27 protein-coding genes are annotated in these 24,129 nt (G+C 70.2%); 7 read left to right on the top strand and 20 right to left on the bottom strand.

Features of this window, described 5'->3' with window-relative positions:
- Nucleotides 1-55 precede the first annotated feature (55 nt).
- The 6 genes from ACFYYW_RS46655 to ACFYYW_RS46630 form a co-directional block, all read right to left on the bottom strand.
- Nucleotides 56-1,201 carry an acetyl-CoA C-acetyltransferase gene (locus tag ACFYYW_RS46655; protein ID WP_364388276.1) on the bottom strand — a complete coding sequence of 382 codons (1,146 nt, stop codon included), beginning with the start codon at nt 1,199-1,201 and terminating at the stop codon, nt 56-58.
- Between the two features lie 72 nt (nt 1,202-1,273).
- Nucleotides 1,274-1,933 carry a hypothetical protein gene (locus ACFYYW_RS46650; RefSeq protein WP_387660413.1) on the bottom strand — a complete coding sequence of 220 codons (660 nt, stop codon included), beginning with the start codon at nt 1,931-1,933 and terminating at the stop codon, nt 1,274-1,276.
- Between the two features lie 15 nt (nt 1,934-1,948).
- Nucleotides 1,949-2,689, bottom strand: a complete 741-nt coding sequence (locus ACFYYW_RS46645) for a class F sortase (protein WP_364413963.1) — start codon at nt 2,687-2,689, stop codon at nt 1,949-1,951.
- Between the two features lie 5 nt (nt 2,690-2,694).
- Nucleotides 2,695-3,957 (bottom strand): hypothetical protein, encoded by a 1,263-nt coding sequence (locus ACFYYW_RS46640; RefSeq protein ID WP_387660409.1) that lies wholly within the window; start codon nt 3,955-3,957, stop codon nt 2,695-2,697.
- A gap of 190 nt (nt 3,958-4,147) precedes the next feature.
- On the bottom strand, nt 4,148-4,927 hold the full coding sequence (locus ACFYYW_RS46635) for a class F sortase (RefSeq protein ID WP_352322264.1): 780 nt from the start codon (nt 4,925-4,927) through the stop codon (nt 4,148-4,150).
- Nucleotides 4,927-6,351 carry a hypothetical protein gene (locus ACFYYW_RS46630; RefSeq protein WP_387660405.1) on the bottom strand — a complete coding sequence of 475 codons (1,425 nt, stop codon included), beginning with the start codon at nt 6,349-6,351 and terminating at the stop codon, nt 4,927-4,929. Before ACFYYW_RS46630 ends, ACFYYW_RS46635 begins: the two co-directional genes overlap by 1 nt.
- A gap of 211 nt (nt 6,352-6,562) precedes the next feature.
- On the opposite strand from ACFYYW_RS46630, the gene ACFYYW_RS46625 reads away from it, so the two are divergent.
- On the top strand, nt 6,563-7,708 hold the full coding sequence (locus ACFYYW_RS46625; RefSeq protein ID WP_352322268.1) for an acyl-CoA dehydrogenase family protein: 1,146 nt from the start codon (nt 6,563-6,565) through the stop codon (nt 7,706-7,708).
- Between the two features lie 43 nt (nt 7,709-7,751).
- Complete coding sequence (locus tag ACFYYW_RS46620) at nt 7,752-7,913, top strand: hypothetical protein (protein ID WP_352355363.1); 162 nt, start codon at nt 7,752-7,754, stop codon at nt 7,911-7,913.
- 12 nt (nt 7,914-7,925) lie between these two features.
- Here the strand turns inward: ACFYYW_RS46620 and ACFYYW_RS46615 are convergent, their stop codons facing one another.
- Entirely contained in the window at nt 7,926-8,354 is a 429-nt protein-coding gene (locus ACFYYW_RS46615; protein WP_387660402.1) for a MarR family winged helix-turn-helix transcriptional regulator, read from the bottom strand.
- A 20-nt stretch (nt 8,355-8,374) separates the two neighbouring features.
- Between ACFYYW_RS46615 and ACFYYW_RS46610 the strand changes: the two genes are divergently transcribed.
- Complete coding sequence (locus ACFYYW_RS46610; protein WP_387660399.1) at nt 8,375-8,737, top strand: MarR family winged helix-turn-helix transcriptional regulator; 363 nt, start codon at nt 8,375-8,377, stop codon at nt 8,735-8,737.
- Here the strand turns inward: ACFYYW_RS46610 and ACFYYW_RS46605 are convergent.
- The 3 genes from ACFYYW_RS46605 to ACFYYW_RS46595 all read right to left on the bottom strand — a co-directional run bounded on the left by ACFYYW_RS46605 (nt 8,734) and on the right by ACFYYW_RS46595 (nt 12,584).
- A complete protein-coding gene (locus ACFYYW_RS46605) occupies nt 8,734-9,537 on the bottom strand; it encodes an alpha/beta fold hydrolase (RefSeq protein WP_387660396.1) in 804 nt (267 codons plus the stop codon). The genes ACFYYW_RS46610 and ACFYYW_RS46605 overlap by 4 nt on opposite strands.
- On the bottom strand, nt 9,534-11,756 hold the full coding sequence (locus ACFYYW_RS46600; RefSeq protein ID WP_364413955.1) for a SpoIIE family protein phosphatase: 2,223 nt from the start codon (nt 11,754-11,756) through the stop codon (nt 9,534-9,536). Before ACFYYW_RS46600 ends, ACFYYW_RS46605 begins: the two co-directional genes overlap by 4 nt.
- A 123-nt stretch (nt 11,757-11,879) precedes the next feature.
- Nucleotides 11,880-12,584: a metal-dependent transcriptional regulator gene (locus tag ACFYYW_RS46595; RefSeq protein ID WP_352322278.1), complete on the bottom strand. Its 705-nt coding sequence runs from the start codon at nt 12,582-12,584 to the stop codon at nt 11,880-11,882.
- A gap of 102 nt (nt 12,585-12,686) precedes the next feature.
- On the opposite strand from ACFYYW_RS46595, the gene ACFYYW_RS46590 reads away from it, so the two are divergent.
- The gene (locus ACFYYW_RS46590) at nt 12,687-13,310 is read left to right on the top strand and encodes a UdgX family uracil-DNA binding protein (RefSeq protein WP_387660392.1); all 624 of its coding nucleotides are present in this window, start codon (nt 12,687-12,689) and stop codon (nt 13,308-13,310) included.
- Here the strand turns inward: ACFYYW_RS46590 and ACFYYW_RS46585 are convergent.
- Both ACFYYW_RS46585 and pdxH read right to left on the bottom strand, forming a co-directional pair.
- Nucleotides 13,256-14,542, bottom strand: coding sequence for an MFS transporter (locus ACFYYW_RS46585; protein WP_387660389.1), 1,287 nt, complete (start codon nt 14,540-14,542; stop codon nt 13,256-13,258). The genes ACFYYW_RS46590 and ACFYYW_RS46585 overlap by 55 nt on opposite strands.
- A gap of 10 nt (nt 14,543-14,552) precedes the next feature.
- Nucleotides 14,553-15,230, bottom strand: a complete 678-nt coding sequence (gene pdxH / locus ACFYYW_RS46580; protein ID WP_352322283.1) for a pyridoxamine 5'-phosphate oxidase — start codon at nt 15,228-15,230, stop codon at nt 14,553-14,555.
- A gap of 202 nt (nt 15,231-15,432) precedes the next feature.
- On the opposite strand from pdxH, the gene ACFYYW_RS46575 reads away from it, so the two are divergent.
- Both ACFYYW_RS46575 and serC read left to right on the top strand, forming a co-directional pair.
- Complete coding sequence (locus ACFYYW_RS46575) at nt 15,433-16,539, top strand: citrate synthase 2 (protein ID WP_352322285.1); 1,107 nt, start codon at nt 15,433-15,435, stop codon at nt 16,537-16,539.
- A 113-nt stretch (nt 16,540-16,652) separates the two neighbouring features.
- On the top strand, nt 16,653-17,762 hold the full coding sequence (serC, locus tag ACFYYW_RS46570; RefSeq protein ID WP_387660385.1) for a phosphoserine transaminase: 1,110 nt from the start codon (nt 16,653-16,655) through the stop codon (nt 17,760-17,762).
- A 7-nt stretch (nt 17,763-17,769) separates the two neighbouring features.
- On the opposite strand, the gene ACFYYW_RS46565 is transcribed toward serC, so the two are convergent.
- Nucleotides 17,770-18,141, bottom strand: a complete 372-nt coding sequence (locus ACFYYW_RS46565) for a BlaI/MecI/CopY family transcriptional regulator (protein ID WP_387660382.1) — start codon at nt 18,139-18,141, stop codon at nt 17,770-17,772.
- Nucleotides 18,142-18,178: 37 nt separating this feature from the next.
- Here ACFYYW_RS46565 and ACFYYW_RS46560 point away from each other — a divergent pair, with 37 nt between their 5' ends.
- Complete coding sequence (locus ACFYYW_RS46560; protein WP_352322290.1) at nt 18,179-18,757, top strand: TIGR00645 family protein; 579 nt, start codon at nt 18,179-18,181, stop codon at nt 18,755-18,757.
- Nucleotides 18,758-18,760: 3 nt separating this feature from the next.
- On the opposite strand, the gene ACFYYW_RS46555 is transcribed toward ACFYYW_RS46560, so the two are convergent.
- The 7 genes from ACFYYW_RS46555 to ACFYYW_RS46525 all read right to left on the bottom strand — a co-directional run bounded on the left by ACFYYW_RS46555 (nt 18,761) and on the right by ACFYYW_RS46525 (nt 24,115).
- Nucleotides 18,761-19,381, bottom strand: coding sequence for a rhomboid family intramembrane serine protease (locus tag ACFYYW_RS46555; protein WP_352322292.1), 621 nt, complete (start codon nt 19,379-19,381; stop codon nt 18,761-18,763).
- 111 nt (nt 19,382-19,492) lie between these two features.
- Nucleotides 19,493-20,257, bottom strand: coding sequence for a crotonase/enoyl-CoA hydratase family protein (locus ACFYYW_RS46550; RefSeq protein WP_364413951.1), 765 nt, complete (start codon nt 20,255-20,257; stop codon nt 19,493-19,495).
- Between the two features lie 6 nt (nt 20,258-20,263).
- Complete coding sequence (locus tag ACFYYW_RS46545; protein ID WP_352322296.1) at nt 20,264-21,037, bottom strand: SDR family NAD(P)-dependent oxidoreductase; 774 nt, start codon at nt 21,035-21,037, stop codon at nt 20,264-20,266.
- Between the two features lie 48 nt (nt 21,038-21,085).
- Nucleotides 21,086-21,424: an STAS domain-containing protein gene (locus tag ACFYYW_RS46540; protein WP_101785558.1), complete on the bottom strand. Its 339-nt coding sequence runs from the start codon at nt 21,422-21,424 to the stop codon at nt 21,086-21,088.
- A gap of 173 nt (nt 21,425-21,597) precedes the next feature.
- On the bottom strand, nt 21,598-22,335 hold the full coding sequence (locus ACFYYW_RS46535; RefSeq protein WP_387660377.1) for an energy-coupling factor ABC transporter ATP-binding protein: 738 nt from the start codon (nt 22,333-22,335) through the stop codon (nt 21,598-21,600).
- Nucleotides 22,329-23,084 (bottom strand): cobalt ECF transporter T component CbiQ, encoded by a 756-nt coding sequence (gene cbiQ, locus ACFYYW_RS46530; protein ID WP_387660374.1) that lies wholly within the window; start codon nt 23,082-23,084, stop codon nt 22,329-22,331. Before cbiQ ends, ACFYYW_RS46535 begins: the two co-directional genes overlap by 7 nt.
- A 23-nt stretch (nt 23,085-23,107) precedes the next feature.
- Nucleotides 23,108-24,115, bottom strand: a complete 1,008-nt coding sequence (locus tag ACFYYW_RS46525) for an energy-coupling factor ABC transporter permease (protein ID WP_387660371.1) — start codon at nt 24,113-24,115, stop codon at nt 23,108-23,110.
- Nucleotides 24,116-24,129: the final 14 nt, after the last annotated feature.

Below are 24,129 nucleotides of genomic sequence, written 5' to 3'. Positions count from 1 at the left end.
CGCCTCCCCTCGTACGCCCGGGAGGCGGCGCTCACCCTTTTCCGCTTCGGTTCCGCTAGAGCCGCTCGATGATGGTGACGTTGGCCTGGCCGCCGCCCTCGCACATCGTCTGCAGGCCGTAGCGGCCGCCCGTGCGCTCCAGCTCGTGCAGCAGCTTGGTCATCAGAATCGCTCCCGTGCCGCCCAGCGGGTGGCCGAGCGCGATGGCGCCGCCGTTGGGGTTGACCTTGGCCGGGTCGGCGTCCAGCTCCTTGATCCAGGCCAGCGGCACCGGGGCGAACGCCTCGTTGATCTCCACGACGTCGATCTCGTCGATCGACATGCCCGCCTTGCGCAGCGCTCGCTGCGTGGCCGGGATCGGCGCGGTCAGCATGTAGACCGGGTCGTCGCCCATGAGCGCGAGCTGGTGGATGCGGGCCCGCGGGGTCAGGTTGTGCTCACGCACGGCCTGCTCGGAGGCGATCAGCACGGCGCCGGAGCCGTCGGAGATCTGCGAGGAGGTGGCCGCGGTGATCCGGCCGCCCTCCTTCAGGGTCTTGAGCCCGGCCATCTTCTCCAGCGTCGTGTCGGGCCGCGGGCCCTCGTCGTCCTCGACGCCGTTGATCGGGGCGATCTGGTCCTTGAAGTAGCCGTTCGCGACGGCCTTGGCGGCCCGCTGGTGGGACTCGTAGGCGAACTGCTCCAGCACGTCACGCTGGAGGCCCCACTTCTCGCACATCAGCTCGGCGCCACGGAACTGCGAGATCTCCTGCTTGCCGTAGCGCTCGACCCACTTGTCGCCGAACGGGAACGGCATGCCCTTCTCCAGCGCGGCGGTGATCGACGCGCCCATCGGGACGATGCTCATCGACTCCACGCCCGCGGCCACCACCAGGTCCTGGGTGCCCGACAGGACGCCCTGGGCGGCGAAGTGGATCGACTGCTGGGACGACCCGCACTGCCGGTCGATCGTGACGCCGGCCGTCGTCTCCGGCAGCCCCGCCGACAACCAGGCGTTCCGCGCGATGTCCATGCTCTGGGGGCCGAACTGCATGACGCAGCCCATGATGACGTCCTCGACCGCCGCCGGATCGACGCCGGTGCGGTCGATGAGCGCCTTCAGCGTGTGGGCGGCCAGGTCGGTGGGATGGACGGTGGAAAGCCCGCCCTTCTTCTTGCCGACCGGAGTACGGACCGCTCCGACGATGTACGCCTCTGCCACAGTGCCTCCTGGAAACCGAGCATTATTCGGTTATTGAGGAGAGACTACAACAGAACGACGTTCTGTGGCTCGTCACTCCGGGGGCAGAAGGTCCTCCGCGGCGTCGATCCTGAACCGCCACCGGTCCACCACCAGGCCGTTCAGCGATTCTGCCAGCTCCAGCGCCAGACTTCCGAGCTTGACGGGCTCCTCGCCGCGCAGCTCGATCGCGGTCAGCTCGGTGGCGAACGGCAGCAGCTCCCCCACCGCCGGCGGCTGCCCCTTCTGCGGCACCAGCGCGGCCCGGATGTCGCCCGACGTGTACGTGAACTCGTCCTCCCCCTGCTCCAGCAGCGGCGCCAGGTCGTCGGCGGACGGGCGTACGGGCAGGATGACAGCGGGACCGCCCTCCTCGCCGTCGGCCGGATCGCTCACCTCGCCCCGGCACACCGCGAGCCCCTTGAGCCGGAAGGCCAGCCCCTCGGCCAGGTAACGGTCGAAGAAGTCGAACGGCAGCGGCCCCTCGGCGGTGACCCGGCAGGCCCACGCCTTCTCCAGCAGCCCGCCGGTCAGCTCGGCGTCCGCCTCGACCGGCGCGCACACCCGCACGTCGGCCCCCACGATGTCGTCGCCCTCGCGCCGCGCGCCGGGATCGGCCAGCCGGACGATCCGCAACAACTCGGCGGGGTCCGGTCTGGCGGGCAGGGCCGCCGTCGGGCCAGTACGCAGTTTCCGCTTCGCCAGCCAGCCCATGCCCGCCTCCGCCAATCAGCTTCGATAGGAGCTCGTCATCGTCGCGTAGACGATGATGTTGTCGTTGTAGTGACCGATGGTGCGATCGTAGGCGCCACCGCAGGTGATGAGGTGGAGCTGGGCGTTCTCCCGGCTCCCGTAGACGCGCTCGGTCGGGAACGTCTTCTTGCTCGCCTGCTCCACGCCGCCGACCGTGAACACGGCGGTCGTCCTGTCCTGGCGCTTGACCTCGATGGTGTCGCCGTGCTTGAGCTCGCCGAGGCGGCTGAACACGGCGCTGCGCGTCCGGGTGTCCTTGTGCCCGAGCAGCACCGCCGGGCCCTCCTGACCCGGCGTGGACATGTTCCGGTACCACCCGACCAGGTTGGGATTGTCCGACGGCGGCACCTCGATCGTCCCGTCCTTGGCCAGCCCCACGGACTTGATCGGCGCGTTGACGCCGAGCCGCTTGATCACGATCCGGATCGGCGTCGAGGGCAGCATCGGCGGCGCCGGCTTGATCTCCGGCAGCGGCGGCGGCTGGTCCGGCGGCGCCTGGAACAACGCCTGCTGCGGCTGCCCGGACGCCTGCGACTGCACGGCCACGGGCAGGGCGTCCCTGTCCATGCCGTACTCCTCGGGCGACTGCAGCACGATCAGCATTCCCGCCACGACCGTGACGACCCCGGCGATGGCCGCGCCGATCAGCACGGTCCTGAGCGCGGTGCTCCCCCGGTCCCGCGGTGGCGGGCCGCCGTACGGATACTGCCCGGCCACGCCGGTCAGCCCCTGCCCGCGGTACGCCGGCGCAGCACCAGCCCACCGGCCGCCGCGGCCGCGATCAGAACGGCACCGGTGAGAACGAACAGCCGCCCGTCGGGCCCCGCCATACCCCCGGCCCCGGTGTCGGCCCCCGCCTTGGGCGTCTTGGACTTGTCGGGCGGGGTGACGGTCACGGTGGCGGTGCTGGTCTTGGTCGGCTTGGGGGTGGGGGTCGGCGTGGGGGTCGGCGTAGGCGTCGGCGTGGGGGTCGTTCCCGAGCCCGCGGCCACCTGGAAGGTGTGGTTCTTGACGCCCGTCGTGGGAGCCACGCACTTGATCGCGCTGCCGGTGGTCGCCGTGGCCGAGGTGCCGAGGACCAGGTCGCCGGGGGTGAGCGTCACCGTGCCGGTCGTGGTGGGCTTCACCTTGAGGGTGACGCTGGGCAGCGTGGTGATGTCCTGCCCGACGACGACGTTGGTCAGCGCGCCCTCGGCCGCCGCGGGCTGGGTGACCCCCGCACCGGACGCCTTCACGTTGAGGAAGTACTTGCCGCCGCTCGTGGGGAAGCCGGTGGGGGCCTTCAGCGTGTCAAGGCTGCCGGTATCGATGGTGCTGGTCCACGAGATGCTGACTTCCTCGTTCGCCTTGGCGTTGGTGGGCAGGGTGCCAGGGGTGATCTTGATGTCCACGTCGGCCGGATAGGCCGGATCGTTGATCGTCGTGTCCACCAGGTCACACTTGTACTTGACCACATCGGTCCCGGTGCCGCCACCGCCGGTCCCGATGGGGATGTCGAGGACTTCGGTGGAGACCGTCGTGCAGGTCGTCGCGCCGGTGGACCCGCTGGCCAGAGCGAGCTTCACCTCGCCGGGCTTGATGCTCACCTTGGTCGTCGTGGTGGTGGGCACCGACACCTTGTACTTCACCTCGCCTGCCGGCACGGCGGTGGAGGTGGCGGACACTGCGGCGCCGGACTTCGCCCCCGCGTCGCTGACCGTGCCGCCCGTCGGCGTCAGCGTGGCGGTCACCTGCACGGTCGTCGCCTGTGTGGGTGCGGTCGTGAGGGTCAGCGCGGGGATGCTCACCGACACGTCGAAGGTGCCGCCTGCGGTCACCGAGTCAGGACCGCTCAACCCGATGCTGATCGACGTGTTGCTGAAGGGGCCACCAGGGGCGCACGTGTAGGCGAACTGCTTGGGCACAGCCGCCGAGACCGTCGCCGAAGCCGCGGTCGCGGTCGACAGGGCGAAGACCGAGCCGGAGAAGGCGGCGAGTGTGCCCATCAATCCCAAGGCGGAGGTCTTGTGGGCGAGGCGGCGCCACGCCTGGGACGTAAGCACGGGTCCATCTCCGTTTCAGCGCAGTGTCAACAGTCGTGCCAGAATTCCAGCCGATGGTCACGGTTCGGTTGAGATCCTACGAACTGTCCCTGTCAACTTCCCGTAAAACCCAAAATCCGTCCCAAAAACCCCATCAGCCCTTCTTCTTCGACAACGTCGCGTACACCACGATGTTGTCCGTGTAGCTGTGCGCCTCCTTGTTGAAGACGCCACCACACGTGATCAGCCGGAGCTGCGAGTCCTTGGTGTTCCCGTACACCCGGGACGTCGGGAACGCCGACTTGCTGACCTGCTCGATCCCGCTCACCGTGAACCGGGTGACCTTCCCGTCCGACCGGTACACGTAGATCTGGTCGCCCTTGGCCAGCTCGCGCAGACGGTCGAAGACGGCGGGGCCCTTGCGGGTGCTGACGTGGCCGTTGATGATCGCGGGCCCGAGCTCGCCCGGCACCGGCGAGAAGCGGTACCAGCCGGTCTGGTTCGGCCGGGTCAGCGGCGGGGTGCCCAGGTTGCCCTTGATGTCCACGGTGACGCCGCCGATGGGGGCGTTCACCTTGATCTTGGGAATCTTGATCCGGCTGGGCTTCGCCTTGGCCTTGGCGGCCTTCGTCCTGGCCTTGGGGATCGGCGGCACGGTCGGAGCCGCGGCCAGCGGCGGCGGCGCGTCCGGCCGGGCCGGGGTCAGCGTCGCGCCCTTGCCGCCCGGTCCGACGGTCGCGGGCAGCACGAACGCGCCCGCGTTCTCGATCTGCACGGCGGTCGGCCGGTCGGCGGCGGCCAGCGTGCCGGAGCCGTCGTCCACCTTGGGCGCCACGGAGAGCAGGCCCACCATGATCGCGCCGACGCCGGCCAGCGAACCGGCGATCAGCAGCCCGGGCATCGCCCGCTGCATCGGAGTCTTCTGCTCGGCCATCACTTCGTTCCTCCCGCGTGCGCGGCCCGGCGGCGGCGCAGGACGAGCCCGCCGCCCGCGCTGCCCATGAGCAACATCGCCCCACTGGCCATCAGCCCGTACGGCCGGTCCGGCTCGTCGGGCGCCTCACCGGTGTCCACCCCGCCCTTGGGGATCTTGGCCACCTGCGCCCTGACGTACGCGGTCGCCGTCGGGCCGGTCGCGGTGGGCGTGGCCGTGCTCGTGCTCGTCCCCGTGACCGCCGGCACCACGACCACGTGCCCGAGCCCGTTGGTCGGCGTGGGCTGGGAGTGGTGACGCGTGGGGGTGCTGGTGGCGGTGGACGTGCCGGTCGGGGTCCGCGTCGGCGTGGAGCTCGTGGTGGGGGTCTTCGACGGGTCGGGGGTGGTGGGGGTCTGGCTGTTCGTCGGTCCCGACTTGTCCCGTACGGTCACCGTCACCGAGACCGGCCCGCCGACGAGCTTGCACTTCGCGCCGTGGTAGCCCGTCGGGATCTTGGCGGTGTTGGTGGACACCTTGAACGCGTCGAGCCAGGCAGGCTTGCTGGAGGCGTTCACGATCCTGATGGTGTGCTTGCCGTACTTCAGCTCCGGCGACTTCCAGATCGTGAAGCCGCCGTCGAGGTCGTCGTTGACGGGCAGGTCGTCGTCGGAGCGCGAGGGGTCCTCCGTGGCCACCTTGCTGCCGTCGATGTAGATGTCCACCGGGCCGGCGTCCTTGTCGTGCGGCCCGATGTACTCCACGCCGGTGCCCGTGAAGCTCAGCTCGGCCCAGGCGCCGAGGTCGTTGGTCTCGTGCAGGTCGTTGTGCACGTGGTTCTCGGAGCCCGGACGGTCGTCGATCGAGGTCCAGCCGGGGCCGTAGTTGACCTTCATGTCGGTCGGGTTGTCGCTCTCGTTGCCGTCGTTGGCGACGACCGTGCCGTCCGGCGGGGTGAAGTCGAGCTCGATGTCCTTGGGCGTGACCTTGATGGTCCCGACCTTGTCGATCAGGCCGGGGTCGTTCAGGGACTCGGGCAGCGACAGTTCGCCGTCGGGGCGCAGCTTGCCCTTCTGCTCGACCGAGCCCTTCGGCTGCAGGATGCCCTGCCAGCTGCTGGTCAGCTCGACGTTGCCGGTGGCGTGCACGTTGGCGCCCGGGGCGAAGTAGCCGGGCGACTGGAGCCGTCCGTGGTCGGCGTAGTCGAGCTTCCAGGTGAAGTTGAGCGGGTCGCCGACCACCAGGTCGGTGGCGAAGGTGAGATGGGTGTTCAGACGTACCGGCCCGTGCCGCACGATGCTGTCGGCCCCGGAGGGAACGCATTCGTACTGCACGTCCAGGTCGGCCGGTGCGGCCGAGGCCGGGACGCCGGGCAACGCGACGACCCCGACGGCCGCCACCGATGCGATCGACGCGGCGAGCAACGACTTGCGCCACCGACTCACGGGACACTCCGATCATCACAAATAGACCGAGGGTAGATCTTAGAGTCGAAAACACCCGCAACGCAGGCGGTTTCCCCCAAGTTCCAGCACTTGTGATGAAGCCGTGTCCCCTGCCGTGCCCCCTGCCGCCTCACCCACCGCGAAAGCGGGTATACCTCCGGGTAACAGAATCGTATTCTGTCGTGCACGACACCTGCTGGGAGGCGAATCGATGCAGCGAGACCTCTTCGACGAGGAGCACCTGCTCTTCAGGGAAACCGTGCGCGAGTTCATGGCCCGCGAGGTCGTGCCGCACCACGCCCAGTGGGAGAAGGACGGCATCGTGCCCCGCGAGGTCTGGAAGAAGGCCGGCGAGATCGGCATGTTCGGCTTCGGCGTCCCCGAGGAGTACGGCGGATCCGGCATCACCGACTTCCGCTACAACGCGGTGATCGTCGAGGAGATCATCAGAACCGGCGCCTCCGGCCTGGGCTTCTCGCTGCACAACGACGTCATGGCCCCGTACGTCGTCGAGCTCACCGACGACGAGCAGAAGCAGCGCTGGCTGCCCGGATTCGCCTCCGGCGAGCTCATCACCGCGATCGCGATGACCGAGCCGGGCGCCGGCAGCGACCTGCAGGGCATCAGGACCACCGCCGTCCGCGAGGGCGACCACTACGTGGTCAACGGCCAGAAGACGTTCATCACGAACGGCGTCAACGCCGACCTCGTGGTCGTGGTCGCCAAGACCGACCCGGAGGCGGGGGCCAGGGGCACGACGCTGATCGTGGTCGAGCGCGGCATGGAGGGCTTCAACCGCGGCCGGAACCTGGACAAGGTCGGCATGAAGGCCCAGGACACCGCCGAGCTGTTCTTCGAGAACGTGCGCGTGCCCGTCGCCAACCGCCTCGGCCCGAACGAGGGCGAGGGCTTCTTCCACCTGATGAACAATCTGCCCCAGGAACGTCTGTCGATCGCCGTGGCGGCGGTGGCCGCGGCCGAGACGGTGCTGGAGCAGACGATCGAGTACTGCAAGACCCGCCAGGCGTTCGGCCGCAACATCGGTTCGTTCCAGAACACCCGCTTCGTCCTGGCCGAGCTGGCCACCGAGACGGAGATCGCCCGCCACTACGTGGACAAGTGCATCCTGGCGCTCAACGCCCGGCAGCTCACGGTCGTGGACGCCGCCAAGGCCAAGTGGTGGACGACCGAGCTGCAGAACAAGGTCATCGACCGCTGCCTCCAGCTCCACGGCGGCTACGGCTACATGATGGAGTACCCGGTCGCCAAGGCGTGGCTGGACAGCCGCGTCCAGACCATCTACGGCGGCACCACCGAGATCATGAAGGAGATCATCGGCCGGTCCTTCGGATTCTGACGGCGGGCGCGCGCCCGGCCGGGCCGCGCCGCATACTGTCAGCATGGACGGCGGCCTGATCCTCCTCGTTTTCCTGGCATTACTGTTCGCCTGGGGGCTCAACCGCGTGCGCAGGGCGTTCCGGCTCGGCCCGGTCGGCTACGCGGGCGTGATGATCGTGTTCGTCATCGCCATGCTGCTCGTCTGGGGCCAGACGATGCGCTGAGCGCCGGGAGGCTCACCCCAGCATCCCCTGCACGAACCTGGTCAGCAGCCGGGCGAACTCGGCCCGCTCGGCCGCCGACCAGTCGGCCGTGGCCGACGCGAAGGCCGCCTGCCGGGCCTGCCGGGCCTGCGTGAGCGCGGCGGCGCCCGCGTCCGTCAGCACGAGCCACGCCCGCCGCCCGTCGGCCTGGTCGGCCTCCCGCCGTACCAGCCCCGCCGTCACGGCGGCCGTCACGAGCCGGCTCGCCCGCGGCTGGTCGACGTTGAGCGCCTCGGCGACCGCCGACACGGTGAGCCGCCCGCCGGCGCCCTCGATCACGTCGAGCACTTCGTATTCGGGGCCCGCCGCGCCGTGATGCCGGGCCAGCGCCCGCCTGCTCTGCCTGCGCCTGATCGCGACCATCGCGCGTTCGATCGCGGCAATTTCCTTGTCTTCGTACATATAGTTGCTATTATACATGCATGGACAGACCTATCGGATATTGGGTGAAGCACCTCGACAACCTGCTGGAGAGCGCGATGGGTCAAGCCCTGGCCGCGTACGGCGCCTCACGCAGGGAGTGGCAGCTTCTTCACGCCACCGCCCAAGGGGAGAGCGCCACCGCGCTGGCGCCGTTCGAGGGGGTGGAGCAGGCCGTACAGAGCCTGACGTCGAGGGGATGGCTGGCGGACGGGCGGCTGACCGACGAGGGCCGGGCCGTGCACACGGCCGTCTCCGAGCGCGTCACCCGGTTCCGGCAGCAGGTCACGCAGGGTGTGAGCGCGCAGGAGTACCGGACCGCCGTCGACGTGCTGCGCCGCATGGCGGCCAACGCCGAGCGTTAGGAGGCCGTGCGGTCGGCCGCCAGCACGACCCGGGCGACCAGCTCCGGATCGTCGCTCATCGGCACGTGCCCGCAGCCCTTGAGCAGCCTGACCCGCTGCCCCGACCAGCGCGCCGCGCGTACGGCCTGGCGGCGCGGCAGCAACCGGTCGCGCTCACCCCAGGCGATCGTGATGGGCGACTTCGGCGGGGCGGGCGGCATCAGGCCGCCGAACGACTCCAGCGTCTCGTCGAAGCCCGCCGCCCCCGCCAGCGCCTGCGTGGCCGCGACCAGCCCGGCGGGGTCGAGCCGGCTCGGCCGGGCCACCAGCACCCCGCTGGACACCGCCCGCATGAACGGGTTGCCGGCCGCCCTGGCCGCCTGCTCTGGCGACATCGCGCGCGCCGAGCTCCGCAGGGCCTTCAGCGTCGTCTGGCAGTAGAGCAGTTCGGAGCGCGACCAGAAGCCGGCCGGCGACAACGCGGTCGCCGCGCGCACGACGCCGCGCGAGGCCAGTTCGAGCGCGATGTAGCCGCCGAGCGAGTTGCCCACCACGTGCGGCTCCCGGATGCCGAGCAGCGCGCAGAACGACTCGACCGCGTCCGCCAGCGACTCCGCGGTGTACGGGGTCCCCGCGGGCAGCCGCGGCGACACCCCGAAACCGGGCAGGTCGACGGCGATCACCGTGTGGTCGGCGGCCAGCCGGTCCATCACCGGCAACCACGCCTGCCAGTGGTGTCCGATGCCGTGGACGAGGATCAGCGGCTCGCCGCTGCCCCGGCGTTCGAAGGCCAGCTCCATGCGGCCCAGTGAACCACTCACCTGCTCCGGGTGGGAATCTCGAACCAGACCGCTTTGCCTTCCCTGGTGGGACGGGATCCCCAGCGCTTGGCCAGCTGGTCGACCAGGTAGAGGCCGCGGCCGCCTTCGTCGTTCTCCCCGGCGCTGCGGATGCGGGGCAGGCGGAGATCCTGGTCGAACACCTCGACCCAGACCGACTCCTCGCCCCTGCGCAGCCGCAGCGTGAACTCCTTGTCGCCGACCGGCTCCTCCTCGAAGCCCGGCATGTCCCAGGACTCCTCGAACGGCAGCGGCGGCCCCTCGACGACCAGCTCCCGGCGCGGGGAGTTGGCGGTGGAGGCGTGCAGCACCACGTTGGTGACGACCTCGGAGACCAGCAGGCAGGCCAGCTCGGCGCGTTCCTCGGGCACGTTCCAGCCGGAGAAGGCCTCGGAAGCCATGCGGCGCGCCTCGCCGACCATGATCGGCTGGGCCGGGAAGGTGCGCTCCTCGACGTCGAGGTCGACGTCGCTGGAGCGGACGACCAGGATCGCCATGTCGTCGTCGATCTCGCCGGGCACCGCGATGGTGGCGGCGTCGGCGATGCGCTCGACGTCGGCGTCGGCCATCTTGGCGAGCTTCTCGCACAGCACGCCGAGCGTCTCCTCCTCGCTCGGCATCCTGCCGTCGCGGCCCGGACGCCGGTCGACCAGGCCGTCGGTGTAGAGCAGCAGCGCCGCGCCCGGCGGGAGGGTGCGGGTCTCCTCCTTGTAGACCAGGTCGGCGTGCAGGCCCTTGGCGCGGACGCCGAGCGGCTGGCCGACCTCCTCGATGTCCATCTCCAGGCACTGGCCGTCGACCACCAGCAGCGGCGGCGCGTGCCCGGCGTTGGCGAAGGACAGCTGCCGGGACCAGGCGTCGTAGACGAGGTACTGGCAGGTGACGATGGGCGGGATGCTGACGTCGGCGCCGTTGTCGTCCTGCTCGGGGGTGGCGATGATGCGGGTCCACTCGTCGAGCCTGGCCAGGATGTCGGCGGGCGACTTGTCGTCTTGTGCGAAGGCCCGCAGCGCCGCCCTGAGCTGGCCCATGATGGCCGCGGCCTTGGCGCCCCTGCCCTCGACGTCGCCGATCACGATGCCGACCCGGCCGGCCGAGAGCGGGATCACGTCGTACCAGTCGCCGCCGACCTGGGTCTGGATGCCCTGGCCGTGGGAGGCGAGCGGGGCCGCCGGGTAGTAGCGCACCGCGATGTCGAGGCCGTCGAGCTGGGGCAGCGCCCTGGGCAGCAGGTGCTTCTGGAACGACTCGGCGGTGTGGCGCTCCTCCTCGAACAGCAGCGCGTTGTCGATCGCGAGGGCCACGCGGGTGGCGATGGCGCCCACGAAGTCGCGGTCGAAGGCGTCGTAGTGGGGGCTGCGCCGGTCGGTCAGGTTGGACAGGCCGAGGTACATCAGGCCCAGCGTCTCGCCGCGCACCAGCAGGGGGGCGACGATGGCCGAGGTCATGCCGATCTCGCCGGCCAGGCGCGCGCTGCCCTCGTGCGGCGACGGGTAGCTGGTGGTGGAGAAGTCCTCGACCAGGATGGTCTCCTGGCGGCGCAGGGCGGTGTCGGCGTAGTGGCCGGAGGGGTAGCGGATCTCCGCGCCCACCGGCTTCCAGGTGCCCGCGGGCGGGGTCCAGCCCTGGACGTGCTCCGAGACCCGGCGGACCAGCCGGTCGCCCTCCATGAGCTCGATGAAGCAGTGGTCGGCGAACTGCGGCACGAGCATCTCGGCGACGCGCTTGAGCGTCTCCTCGACGTAGAGGGAGCCGGCCAGCCGCTCGCCGATGCGTTCCAGGAGCCCGAAACGGTCTTTCTCGCGTTCGTTGCTGCGCAGGGCCTCGCGGGCCAGGATGACGATGCCGGTGACCGACCCGGACGGGTGGCGCAGCGGCACGGCCTGGGCGCGGACGTAGACGATCGTGCCGTCGCCGCGCCTGACGTCGAACGTGCCCTCCCACACGCCGCCCTTGAGCACGTGCTTGGCCAGCTCGATCGCCAGCGGGTGGTCCTTCTCCATGATCCCGAGGGACAGGACGGACGCGTCACGCGCCGGCGCGTTGCCGGGACGGCCGAACAGCTGCTCGGCGAAGGGATTCCAGTAGAGGAGATTGCTGAAGCGGTCTGTCACGACCACTGCCATTTCGGCATGGTCCAAAACGGACCCGGCACCAAGGTGATCAGCCGTTTCTTGTGACAGATCCCCCCATCGCTTCATCCGGAGACCACTCCTTGGGGTGGCTTGTGCGCACAGCGGACCACGGGTGCTCCTGCAACTGTCTTGGCCAGGGGAGAGTGGAGGGCCTCCCGAGAGGGATTCAACCAAGTGGCTGCGCGCGCGTCAGCGCTTGGAGACAAAAACGTGCGCGGCAACGTCACGCGGAAGCTCCGCGGGAGTGTCGTTCGCGTCACCGTCACCTGTCACCCGCACACCGTCGTCGCTCGCCGCGAGCGTCACCTCGCGTCCGGGTTGTATCCCAACTTGCTTGAGTTTAAGCATCACAGCAGGATCGCTTTGCACTTGTTCGCTGATCCGGCGCACCACGACCGGGATGTCACGCGGCCCGGCGGCCTCGGACATCGAGGTCAGGACGTTGGCCGCGCCCTCGGTCACCTCCTGCGCCCCCAGCTCGGCCAGCCCCGGGATGGGGTTTCCGTGCGGGCAGACCGTGGGGTTGTCGAGCAGCGTCACCAGCCGCGCCTCGACCGACTCGGACATGACGTGCTCCCACCGGCACGCCTCGATGTGCACCTCTTCCCAGGGAAGGCCGATGACCTGGGTGAGCAGGCATTCGGCCAGGCGGTGCTTGCGCATCACCCGGGTGGCCAGCGTGCGGCCCAGGTCGGTCATCGACAGGTGCCGGTCGCCCTCGACGCGGACGAGGCCGTCGCGCTCCATGCGGGCGACGGTCTGGCTCACGGTGGGGCCGCTCTGCTGGAGGCGCTCCGCGATGCGGGCGCGAAGGGGGACGATGCCCTCCTCTTCGAGCTCGTAAATCGTGCGGAGATACATCTCCGTCGTGTCGATCAGGCCGTGTGCGGTCAAGGCTCCTCCCAACTGAAATGCTACGCCGGTCGTGGCGGGGACTGAGCCCGTCCGCTACGGGCACAGAAGTCTTCAGGAACCCTATTGGGAGAACGACCGACGATGGTTAAGGACGGCAACAACGGAGCGGCCGAGTTCCTTCCCGCCCGGCGCGACCTCGGCTCCCTGCGGACGGCGGCCGCCCGCTGCGAGGGCTGCGACCTGTACGCGAAGGCCACCCGGACGGTGTTCGGCGAGGGCCCCGAGCAGGCCCGTTTCATGCTGGTGGGCGAGCAGCCGGGAGATCGCGAGGACCGCGAGGGGCATCCGTTCGTGGGGCCTTCGGGGCGCGTGCTGGACCGGGGCCTGGAGGAAGCGGGAATCGAACGGGACGCGGTTTATCTGACGAACGCCGTCAAACATTTCTCCTTCACTCCCAGGGGGAAGAGAAGGATTCATCAGAAGCCGACGGTCGCCGAGATCGAGGCGTGCCGTCCGTGGCTCGGCGCGGAGCTGGAGCTGGTGCGTCCCGACGTGGTCGTGGTGCTCGGCGCGACGGCGGCCAGGTCGCTGCTGGGCAGGACGTTCCGGCTGACCGAGCACAGAGGCGAGCCGGTGCCGCTCGGCGACGCGCTCGCGGTGGCCACGATCCACCCCTCGGCGGTGCTGCGCGCGCCCGACCGGGACGCGGCCTACGCGGGCTTCGTCTCCGACCTCAAGGCCGCGGCGCGGGTGTCGGAGCGGTAATTGCGGAACCCGGCCACCGACAGGCCGACGACGAGCACGGTGACCGCGCACGCCAGTCCCCCGCCCACCCAGGCGCCGGTGAGCCCGAAGGCGGTCGCGGTCGCCCCGGCCCGCAGGTCGCCGAGGCGCGGGCCGCCCGCCACGACCACCATGAACACGCCCTGCATCCGCCCGCGCATCTCGTCGGGGGCGTAGAGCTGCAGGATCGACTGCCGCCACACCGACGAGATGACGTCGGCCACGCCGCCGACCGCCATGAACGCCACGACCAGCCACAACTCGCGCACCAGCCCCGCGGCGGCGACGGCGAGCCCCCACATGGCGATGGCCAGCACGAGCGCGACGCCCTGCCGCGAGATCCGGCCCACCCAGCCGGAGAACAGCGCGCCGGCGACCGAGCCGATCGCCATGGCGGAGGTCACCCAGCCGAGCGCGGTCATCGAGCCGCCGAACCGATCGGCGGCCAGTTCGGGGTAGAGGGCGCGCGGCATGGCGAACACCATCGCGATGATGTCCACGACGAACGACATCAGCAGCACCGGGCTCCTGGCGATGAAGCTGAGCCCCTCCCAGACCGCCCGGGCCCCCGGACGTGTCACCTCGCCCAGCGGGGGCAGGGCGGGCAGCCTGAGGGCCGCGTAGAGGCCGCCGCTGAACAGCAGGGCGTCCACCGCGTAGGCGGCGGCGTAGTTCGGGTGGTCGCCGCCGGTGGCCAGCAGCACGCCGCCGAGCATCGGGCCGACGACCGCGCCGAGGCTGTAGACCAGCGAGTTGAGCGCGTTGGCGGCCGGGACCAGCTCGGGGTCGAGGATGCGCGGGATCACCGAGCCCCTGGTCGGGCCGGTGATCGCGAACCCGGTCGCGTTGACCGCCGTCGCCGCGAAGATCAGGTACACGTTGCCCAGCCCGAGCAGGGCCTGCGCCAGGATGACCAGGGTGGCCGCCCAGGTGATGAGCGAGCCGATGACGAGCAGCCTGCGCCGGTCGAAGGCGTCGGCCACGGCCCCGCCCCACAGCCCGAAGACCAGCAGCGGGACGAGGTTGGCCATGCCGAGCAGGCCCACCCACAGCGAGGAGTGGGTCAGGTCGTAGACCTGCTGGCCGACCGCCACGACGGTGACGGCGACGCCCACGTTCGAGACGGCCTGGCCGGACCAGATCCGCCGGTACGCGGGCACGGCCAGCGGCCTGGTGTCCACAAGATGACGTTTGACCAGTTCCCCGAATGCCACCTAAGGCAATTTATGGTGCAAGTCTCTCCAAAGCCCAACCGGGTCGGGTACGCCGGTAGCGCAGCCTGTCGTGCATCCGGTCGAGCTGTCCCTGCCAGAACTCCACCTCGGTCGGGGTCACCCGGAAGCCTCCCCAGAAGTCGGGCACCGGCGGATCCTCCGGCCAGCGGGCGGCCAGCTCCTCGTAGCGCTCGTCGAGCTCCTCGCGCGAGCGCACGACCGCCGACTGCCGCGAGGCCCAGGCCCCGATGCGGGAGCCGTACGGGCGGGAGTTGTAGTAGTCGGCCGACTCCTGGTGGGAGATGCGGGCGACGGTGCCCTCGATGCGGATCTGGCGGCGGATGGCGTGCCAGGGGAACAGCAGCGAGGCGCGTCCGTTCTCGGCCAGGTCGCGGCCTTTGCGGGACTCGTAGTTGGTGTAGAAGACGAAGCCGTTCTCGTCGTAGCCCTTGAGCAGGACCGTCCTGGCGCTCGGCCGGCCGCCCGCGGAGGCGGTGGCGAGGACCATGGCGTTGGGTTCGGGCAGGCCGGCGTCGAGCGCGTCCTGGAACCAGACGGTGAACTGCGCGACGGGGTCGGACGCGAGGTCGGTCTCGAGCAACGGCTCGCCCTCGTACGTTCGGCGTAGCGCCGCCAGCAGGGGCGGGCGCGGGGTGGCATCCACGAGACGGTATTCTTGCGCGCTCATGTGGCAGATCCCACGCTAGGGCGCGTTCGGCGGCCTGACGCAGGTCGCGGGACACGTGCCCACAGCAGGCTCCCTACCAGCGGGTTTGGCGTTTCGGCGGGTCCCGAGACCGACCATGACCTGGGAGGGGGTTAAATTGACCCGCCGGTATCTCGACATCAAGGCATTGCCGTTACATGGCAAGAAAGGGAGGCGGCCGAGCATGTCCGACTTCAAACCCGGCCTCGAAGGCGTCGTAGCTTTCGAGACCGAGATCGCGGAACCGGACAAAGAAGGGGGCGCCCTTCGATACCGGGGCGTCGACATCGAGGAGCTGGTCGGCCGTGTCCCGTTCGGGCACGTTTGGGGCCTGCTGGTCGACAACAAGTTCCAGCCGGGCCTGCCCCCGGCGGAGCCGTACCCCATCCCTGTCCACTCCGGTGACATCCGCGTAGACGTGCAGAGTGCGCTGGCCATGCTGGCTCCGGCCTATGGCTTCAAGCCCCTGCTCGACATCAGTGACGAGGAGGCCCGCGACCAGCTCGCGCGCGCCTCCGTGATGGCGCTCTCCTTCGTCGCGCAGTCCGCGCGCGGCCTCGGCCTGCCGATGGTGCCGCAGAGCCGGGTCGACGAGGCGAAGACCATCGTCGAACGCTTCATGATCCGCTGGCGCGGTGAGCCTGATCCCAAGCACGTCAAGGCCATCGACGCCTACTGGACCTCGGCCGCCGAGCACGGCATGAACGCGTCCACGTTCACCGCCCGCGTCATCGCCTCCACCGGCGCCGACGTGGCCGCGGCGCTCTCCGGCGCCGTGGGCGCGATGTCGGGCCCGCTGCACGGCGGCGCACCCGCCCGCGTGCTCCACATGATCGAAGGCGTGGAGCAGCTGGGCGACGCCAAGAAGTACGTCCAGAGCGAGCTCGACAAGGGCAACCGGCTCATGGGCTTCGGCCACCGCGTCTACCGCGCGGAGGACCCGCGCGCCCGCGTGCTGCGCCGCACCGCCAAGGAGCTCGACGCACCCCGCTACGAGGTCGCGGCGGCGCTGGAGCAGGCCGCCCTGGAGGAGCTGCACGCCCGCAAGCCCGACCGGGTGCTCGCCACGAACGTCGAGTACTGGGCGGCCGTGGTGCTGGACTTCGCCGAGGTGCCCTCGCACATGTTCACCTCGATGTTCACCTGCGCCCGCACGGCCGGCTGGGCCGCGCACATCCTGGAGCAGAAGCTCACCGGCCGGCTGGTGCGCCCGAGCGCCAACTACATCGGCCCGGCTTCGCGCCCGCTGAGCGACGTGCCCGGCGCCTCCGAGGTCGTCGGCACGATCTGACACGTTTTTCACCCGTGTCATGAACGGCCCGCCCGCTCAAGGGGCGGGCCGTTCCGCGTCTCATTCGGCGGACCCGTGCGACGTCACCCGGACGGCCTCAGTAGGCTTGGCACGTGGCTGACATCGTGATTCCCGCTGACATCAAGCCCGCCGACGGCCGCTTCGGCTGCGGGCCCTCGAAGGTTCGCACCGAGCAACTGGCCGCGCTCGCCGCCTCCGGCGCGAGCCTCATGGGCACCTCCCACCGCCAGAAGCCGGTCAAGAACCTGGTCGGCCGCGTGCGCTCCGGGCTCGCCGACCTGTTCTCGCTGCCCGAGGGCTACCAGGTCGTGCTGGGCAACGGCGGCACCACCGCGTTCTGGGACATCGCGGCCTTCGGGCTGATCAGGGAGAAGTCCCAGCACCTGTCGTTCGGCGAGTTCTCCTCGAAGTTCGCCGCCGTCGCCAAGAAGGCGCCCTGGCTGGCCGACCCGAGCGTGATCAAGTCCGACGTCGGCACCCACCCTGCCGCGGTGGCCGAGGACGGCGTCGACGTCTACGCGCTCACCCACAACGAGACCTCGACCGGCGTCGCCATGCCGATCTCCCGCGTGGGCGGCGACGACTCGCTGGTGCTGGTCGACGCCACCTCCGGCGCGGGCGGCCTGCCGGTCGACATCGCCGAGACCGACGTCTACTACTTCGCCCCGCAGAAGAGCTTCGCCTCCGACGGCGGCCTGTGGATCGCGATCATGTCGCCGCGCGCCCTGGCCAGGGTCGAGGAGATCGCCGCCTCCGGCCGGTACGTCCCCGAGTTCTTCAGCCTGCCGATCGCGATCGACAACTCCGGCAAGGACCAGACCTACAACACGCCCGCGGTGGCCACGCTGTTCCTGCTGGCCGACCAGCTCGACTGGATGAACGGCAACGGCGGCCTGGCCTGGACCACCGCCCGCACCGCAGAGTCCAGCCAGCGCCTGTACACCTGGGCCGAGAAGTCGTCCTACGCCACGCCGTTCGCCGCCCCGCAGTTCCGCTCGCAGGTGGTCGGCACGATCGACTTCAACGACGACGTCGACGCCGCCGAGGTGGCCAAGGTGCTGCGCGCCAACGGCATCGTCGACACCGAGCCCTACCGCAAGCTGGGCCGCAACCAGCTCCGCATCGCGATGTTCCCGGCCATCGAGCCGTCCGACGTCGAGGCTCTCACGGTCTGCGTCGACCACGTGGTCGAGCGCCTCTAGCCCAGCTCTAGCCCATCGCCCGCCGGCCCGTGCGGCGGGTCAGCTCGTCCAGGAGCGCCAGGGCGTCCGCCTCCTCGACGCTCTGCGCGAACCTCGTCAGCACCGGCAGCCTGTCGGTGCTGACGGCGAGGGCCTCCAGCATCAGGCGGCTGACGTGCTCGGCCCTCGAGCAGGCGGCGGCATAGCGGAAGGCGTTGCGCGCGGGCGTGCGCACCAGCAGGCCCTTGCGCACCAGCCGCTCGGCGACGGTCTGCACGGTCGTGTACGCCAGGTCGCGGTCCTCGTTGAGGCTGTCCAGGAGCTCCCGCACGCGCATGGCCCTGCCGGCATCCCACAGCACGTTCATGATCGCGCGTTCCAGGGATCCCAGGTTCGCCAATTCACCAGTCCTCCGGCTCGATCAGTAGGAAACATTCTTGCCCGAACAGCCCCCGATCGGCCAGGGGCGAGCGCTGCCCCGCGGCCTCGGCTACCTCATGTTCGCCAGCCGCTGGCTGCAGGTCCCGCTCTACGTGGGCCTCATCGTGGCCCAGGCGGTGTACGTGTGGCAGTTCATGACCGAGCTGTGGCACCTGCTGAGCAGCGTCTTCCTGCACCCGGCGACCGGCGACGGCACGTCGGCCGAGGTCGTCGTCATGCTGACGGTCCTGGCGCTGATCGACGTCGTGATGATCTCCAACCTGCTGATCATGGTGATCATCGGCGGCTACGAGACGTTCGTCTCGCGCATCAACCTCAACGACCATCCCGACGAGCCGGAGTGGCTCTCCCACGTCAACGCCAACGTGCTGAAGGTCAAGCTGGCCACGGCCATCGTGGGCATCTCGTCGGTGCACCTGTTGCAGACGTTCATCCGGGCGCGTGACGTGCCCAACGACAAGATCATGTGGCAGACGATCATCCACCTGGCGTTCGTGGCCTCGGCGATCGGCCTGGCGCTCATCGACCGCATGCTCTCCAGCTCACCGGCCGAGCACACCAAACCGCACCTGTAGGGCTCAGAAGCGGGCCGGCAGCTCTTTCCTGCGGCGCAGCACCCAGGCGGCCACCACGCCGCCCAGGAGCCCGAACAGGTGGCCCTGCCACGAGATGCCCTGCTGGTTGGGGAGCAGGCCCCACAGGATCGAGTAGTAGGCCACGCCCACGCCGATGCCGATCAGGATGTCCACCAGGCGGCGGTCGAACAGGCCCCGGGCCAGCACGAAGCCGAAGTAGCCGAAGATCAGGCCGCTCGCCCCGATCGTGATCACGTCGGGGCTGGACACCCACGTGCCGAGGCCGCCGATCAGCACGATCAGCAACGTGGCCCACAGGAACTTGCGGATGTCGCGCACCGCCGCCAGGAAGCCCAGCACCAGCAGCGGCAGCGAGTTGGCCATCAGGTGGCCGAAGCCGCCGTGCAGGAACGGCGCGAACAGGATGCCCACCAGGCCGTCGGCGTCCCAGCCCGCGATGCCGTAGGAGTCGAGCGCGCCGTCCATCACGTAGTCGACGCCCTCCAGGACCCACATCACGGCGAGCATGGACCCGAGGATGACGATCGCCTTGATCGCGTTCGACAGGAAGGTGCCGGCGCCGCGCCTGGCCGACTCGAACCTCGAACCCGAATGGTCGCTCATGCGCTCTCCTGGTGGTCGTCTCCTCCCTTTACCGTACGCAGGAAAGGTCACGCACGCGCGTTGACGCGGCCCCTTCCGGAGGTACGGAAGGGGCCGGCGTACGGGTGAGGGTTACTCGCCCTTCCACTGGGGGGCGCGCTTCTCGGCGAAGGCCGCCGCGCCCTCCATGGCGTCCTTGGAGCCGAACACCGGGTTGATGATCGCGCCCTGCTTCTTGAACATCTCCTCCAGGGGCCAGTCCTGAGACTCGATGATCACCTTCTTGGTCGCCGCGAGCGCCAGGGGAGCGTTGGCGGCGATCTTGCGGGCCAGCTCGAGCGCGCCCTCCAGGGCGGCCCCCGGCTCGGTGATCCGGTTGACCAGGCCCAGCTCGTACAGGCGGGAGGCGGGGTAGTGGTCGCCGGTCAGGGCGATCTCCATGGCCACGTGGTACGGGATCCGCCGCGGCAGCCGCATGATCCCGCCCGCGCCCGCCACCAGCCCGCGCTTCGGCTCGGGCAGCCCGAACGTGGACTCCGCCGAGGCCACGATGACGTCGCAGGACAGGGCCAGCTCGAAGCCGCCCGCCAGCGCGTACCCCTCGACCGCGGCCACCAGCGGCTTCTTGGGCGGCGCCTCGGCGATGCCGCCGAAGCCGCGCCCCTCGACCACCGGGAAGTCGCCGGACAGGAACCCCTTGAGGTCCATGCCCGCGCAGAACGTGCCCCCGGCGCCGGTCAGCACGTACGCCGAGATCTCGGGGCGGGCGTCGAAGGTGTCCAGCGCCTCGGCGATCCCCCGGGCCACCGCGCCGTTGATCGCGTTACGCGCCTTCGGCCGGTTGATGGTGATGACCGCGACGTTGCCGGACTCCTCGACGAGCACTTCGTCAGACACGGGACCTCACTTGGGCTGGAAGCGGATGCCGCCGTCGAAGCGCACGACCTCGGCGTTCATGTAGTCGTTCTGGACGAGCGAGTGCACCAGGTGGGCGAACTCGTCGGCCCGGCCCATGCGCTTGGGGAAGACCACGGGGGCGACGAGCTTGGCCTTGAACTCCTCGGCGTTGCCGGAGAAGCCGTAGATGGGGGTGTCGATGATGCCGGGGCAGATCGTGTTCACGCGTACGCCGATGGCCGCCAGGTCGCGCGCGGCGGGGACCGTCATGCCGACGATGCCGCCCTTGGAGGCGGAGTAGGCGAGCTGGCCCGTCTGGCCCTCCAGGGCGGCGACGGAGGCCGTGTTGATGACCACGCCGCGCTGGCCGTCGGCGTCGACCGGCTCGGTGGCGGCGATGGCGGCCGCGGCGATGCGCATGAGGTTGAAGGTGCCGATCAGGTTGACCTCGATCACCTTGCGATACGTGGCCGGGTTGTGCGGCTTGCCCTCGCGGTTGACCGTGCGCTCGGCCCAGCCGATGCCCGCGCTGTTGACCACGACGCGCAGCGGCTTGCCCGTGGCCACGGCCGCGTCGACGGCCGCCTGCACCTGATCGTCGTCCGACACGTCCGTCCTGACGAAGACGCCGCCGAGCTCGTCGGCGACGGCCTTGCCGCGCTCCTCGTTGAGGTCGGCGATGACCACGGTGGCGCCCGCGCGGGCGAGCTCGCGGGCCGTCGCCTCACCGAGGCCGCTGGCACCGCCGGAGATGATTGCTGCAGATCCGTTGACGTCCATATCCCGGACCTTAACGCGCCAACCGAATGAAGTTCTACTCGGGGCGGGTTAAATCTCCCCCACGGCGCTGTCGACGTCGGAGTACACCTTGATCCGCCGGTCGAGCCCCGTGGTCCGCAGGATGCGCGCCACGGGCGCCTGGGGTGCGGCGAGCGACACCCCGCCGCCCTCTCCCGTGGCCAGCCGCCAGGCCTCGATCAGCACGGAAAGCCCGCTGGAGTCCATGAACGACAGCTGCTGCAGGTCGAGCACGAGCCTGGCGCTGTCCTGCTTGATGGCGTCGCGGACCTCGTCGCGGAGGAACGGTGCGGTGAACAGGTCGAGCTCTCCCTCAACAGCCACCACCACGGCGTCACCCAGGGCGTGTCGCGCAAGCCGCAGCTTCATTTGGCCCCTCCTCGATGAGCCACTGTACTTCGACATCCCCGGATAGCGGGCATGCACAAACTACGAAGAGCCGGATACAGAAGGACTAGACCGGACTAATCATGCGCTAGACGCGGCGCTGAGGGTTCTTACCCGTCCGGCCGGCCGTCCCGCGACCTGGGGACCAGGTTGCCTCACCCGGCCGGGACGGCGAAGCCGTACGGGAGTTCCAGGCGGTGCCCGGCCAGCAGCTCGGCGTCGGCCAGCAGCTCGCGCGTGGGCCCGTCGGCGGCGATCACGCCTCCCGACAGGATCAGCGAGCGCTCGCACAACTCCAGCGCGTACGGCAGGTCGTGGGTGACCATGAGCACCGTCACGTCCAGCGAGCGCAGGATCTCGGCCAGTTCCCGGCGCGCGGCCGGGTCGAGGTTGGAGGACGGCTCGTCGAGCACCAGGATCTCCGGTCGCATCGCCAGCACCGTGGCCACCGCCACCCGGCGCCGCTGCCCGAACGACAGGTGGTGCGGCGGCCGGTCGGCGGCCTCCAGCATGCCGACCCGGTCGAGCGCGTCGTGGACCACCTGGTCGAGCTCGGCGCCCTTGAGACCGGCGTTGGCCGGGCCGAAGGCGACGTCGTCCCGGACCGTGGGCATGAAGAGCTGGTCGTCGGGGTCCTGGAAGACCAGGCCGACGCGCTGCCTGATCTCCTTGAGCGTGTCCTTGCGCACCGGGACGCCGCCCACGGCCACGCTGCCGTGCCCGGCGGTGAGGATGCCGTTGAGGTGCATGACGAGGGTCGTCTTGCCGGCGCCGTTGGGGCCGAGCAGCGCCACCCGCTCACCGCGGCCGATCGCCAGGTTCACGCCAAACAGCGCCTGAGTGCCGTCGGGGTAGGCGTAGGCCAGGTCACTGACCTCCAGAGAGTTCACCATGAGAGCCCCAGAACCGCGAGTGCCACGACGGGCAGGGCGAGCGCCGCCGCCCACTGCCCGATGGATGCCGAAATATCTTGAATTATCGGCATCCGTCCAGCGTAGCCGCGACTCAGCATCGCCAGATGCACCCGCTCGCCCCGCTCGTACGAACGGATGAACAGCGCCCCGGCCGAACGCGCGATCACCGGGATCTGCCGGAAGTTGCGCGCCTCGAACCCGCGCGACTCGCGGGCCACCCGCATCCGCCGCATCTCCTCCAGGATCACATCCATGTACCTGAGCATGAACATGGCGATCTGCACCAGCAGGCTCGGCAGCCGCAGCCGCTGCGCCCCGACGAGGATGACCCGCGGCTCGGTGGTGGCCGCGAGCAGGATCGAGGCGATCACCCCGAGCGTGGCCTTGACCAGGATGTTCCAGGCCGCCCACAACCCCGGCACGCTCAGCGAGAGCCCGAGCACCGTCGTGCGCTCGCCCATCCCGATCACCGGGATCAGGAACGCGAACAACACGAACGGCAGCTCGATCACCATCCGCCGCAGCACGTGCCCGACCGGCACCCGCGCGGCCAGCGCGACGCCCCCGAGCAGCGCCGCGTAGACCGCGAACGCCCAGAAGCGCTCCCGCGGCGTGGCCACCACGACGACGGCGAAGGCGAAGACGGCCAGCAGCTTGCACTGCGGCGGCAGCCGGTGGACGAGGGAGTCGGCCGGCAGGTAGAGATCGTGCCGATGCCCCGCGCCCACCGTCACTCACCGTCTCTCACAGATCAGACACCCACGTTCGTACGGCTGCGCGCGGCGAACGCCACGGCCCCGGCGATGAGCAGCACGAGCCCGACGCCGACGATCCCGGCCACGCCGACCGGGATGCCGCCCACCTCACCGTAGTCGGCCAGCGCCCACGACCCGAACGCGTGGTCGGCCGCCTGGCCGCTGAAGCCCTTGTTCTCGGCCACGGCCTCCAGCCCGTCGGGGTCGGAGGCGGCGAAGAAGGACACCACGCCGGCCAGCACCAGGGTCAGCCCGAGCCCGCCCAGCAGGAACGGCTTGAGCGCGCCCGGCCGGGCCGCCGGCGCCGGCTCGCCCACGGTCGTGGTGGCGCCTTCGGCCCCCTTGAGCACCAGCGGCCTGGCCAGCCCGCGGGCGCCGTACACCAGGTCGGGCCGTACGGCCAGCACGGCGGCGACGGTGGTGGCGGTGATCAGCGCCTCGCCGATGCCGATCAGCACGTGCACGCCGCCCATGGCCGCGGCCACGGCCGACACCTCGATGGGCGCGGTGCCGCCGATCCAGAACAGCAGGGAGAACACCAGCGCCGAGGCCGGCACCGAGATCAGCGCCCCGAGGAACGCCCCGAGCGTCACCCCGCCGCGGCCCCTGGCCATCGCGGTGACCAGCCGGAAGACGCCCCACCCGACCAGCACGGTGACGATGCCCATGATGGTGATGTTGACGCCCAGCGCGGTCAGCCCGCCGTCGGCGAAGAACACGGCCTGCACGAGCAGCACCACGGCCATGCAGAGCACGCCTGTGTAGGGCCCCACGAGTATCGCCGCCAGCGCGCCGCCCAGCAGGTGGCCGCTGGTGCCCGCCGCGACGGGGAAGTTCAGCATCTGGACCGCGAAGATGAAGGCCGCCACGAGCCCCGCCATGGGCGCGGTCCGGTCGTCCAGCTCGCGGCGGGCGCCCCGCAGGCAGACCGCTACCCCGGCGGCCGCCACCGCTCCGGCGGAGACGGATGTAGCTGCGTTGAAGAAGCCATCGGGTACGTGCACGGCAACGCCTCCAG

Source organism: Nonomuraea sp. NPDC001831 (assembly GCF_042892035.1).
In the GTDB taxonomy this organism is placed as follows: Bacteria; Actinomycetota; Actinomycetes; order Streptosporangiales; family Streptosporangiaceae; genus Nonomuraea.
Note: the sequence above shows the minus strand (reverse complement) of the source record. Positions and strands in the feature narration are given on the sequence as shown.

Bases quoted from the DNA above. Each gene is read 5' to 3' on its own strand.
- ACFYYW_RS46625 (WP_352322268.1), top strand. From the start codon at position 6,563: ATGCAGCGAGACCTCTTCGACGAGGAGCACCTGCTCTTCAGGGAAACC.
- pdxH (WP_352322283.1), bottom strand. From the start codon at position 15,230: ATGAGCGCGCAAGAATACCGTCTCGTGGATGCCACCCCGCGCCCGCCC.
- ACFYYW_RS46540 (WP_101785558.1), bottom strand. From the start codon at position 21,424: ATGAAGCTGCGGCTTGCGCGACACGCCCTGGGTGACGCCGTGGTGGTG.
- ACFYYW_RS46590 (WP_387660392.1), top strand. From the start codon at position 12,687: ATGGTTAAGGACGGCAACAACGGAGCGGCCGAGTTCCTTCCCGCCCGG.
- ACFYYW_RS46635 (WP_352322264.1), bottom strand. From the start codon at position 4,927: ATGGCCGAGCAGAAGACTCCGATGCAGCGGGCGATGCCCGGGCTGCTG.
- ACFYYW_RS46620 (WP_352355363.1), top strand. From the start codon at position 7,752: ATGGACGGCGGCCTGATCCTCCTCGTTTTCCTGGCATTACTGTTCGCC.
- ACFYYW_RS46545 (WP_352322296.1), bottom strand. From the start codon at position 21,037: ATGGACGTCAACGGATCTGCAGCAATCATCTCCGGCGGTGCCAGCGGC.
- ACFYYW_RS46600 (WP_364413955.1), bottom strand. From the start codon at position 11,756: ATGAAGCGATGGGGGGATCTGTCACAAGAAACGGCTGATCACCTTGGT.
- ACFYYW_RS46555 (WP_352322292.1), bottom strand. From the start codon at position 19,381: ATGAGCGACCATTCGGGTTCGAGGTTCGAGTCGGCCAGGCGCGGCGCC.
- ACFYYW_RS46575 (WP_352322285.1), top strand. From the start codon at position 15,433: ATGTCCGACTTCAAACCCGGCCTCGAAGGCGTCGTAGCTTTCGAGACC.
- ACFYYW_RS46650 (WP_387660413.1), bottom strand. From the start codon at position 1,933: ATGGGCTGGCTGGCGAAGCGGAAACTGCGTACTGGCCCGACGGCGGCC.
- ACFYYW_RS46610 (WP_387660399.1), top strand. From the start codon at position 8,375: ATGGACAGACCTATCGGATATTGGGTGAAGCACCTCGACAACCTGCTG.
- ACFYYW_RS46640 (WP_387660409.1), bottom strand. From the start codon at position 3,957: ATGGGCACACTCGCCGCCTTCTCCGGCTCGGTCTTCGCCCTGTCGACC.
- ACFYYW_RS46535 (WP_387660377.1), bottom strand. From the start codon at position 22,335: ATGGTGAACTCTCTGGAGGTCAGTGACCTGGCCTACGCCTACCCCGAC.
- ACFYYW_RS46615 (WP_387660402.1), bottom strand. From the start codon at position 8,354: ATGTACGAAGACAAGGAAATTGCCGCGATCGAACGCGCGATGGTCGCG.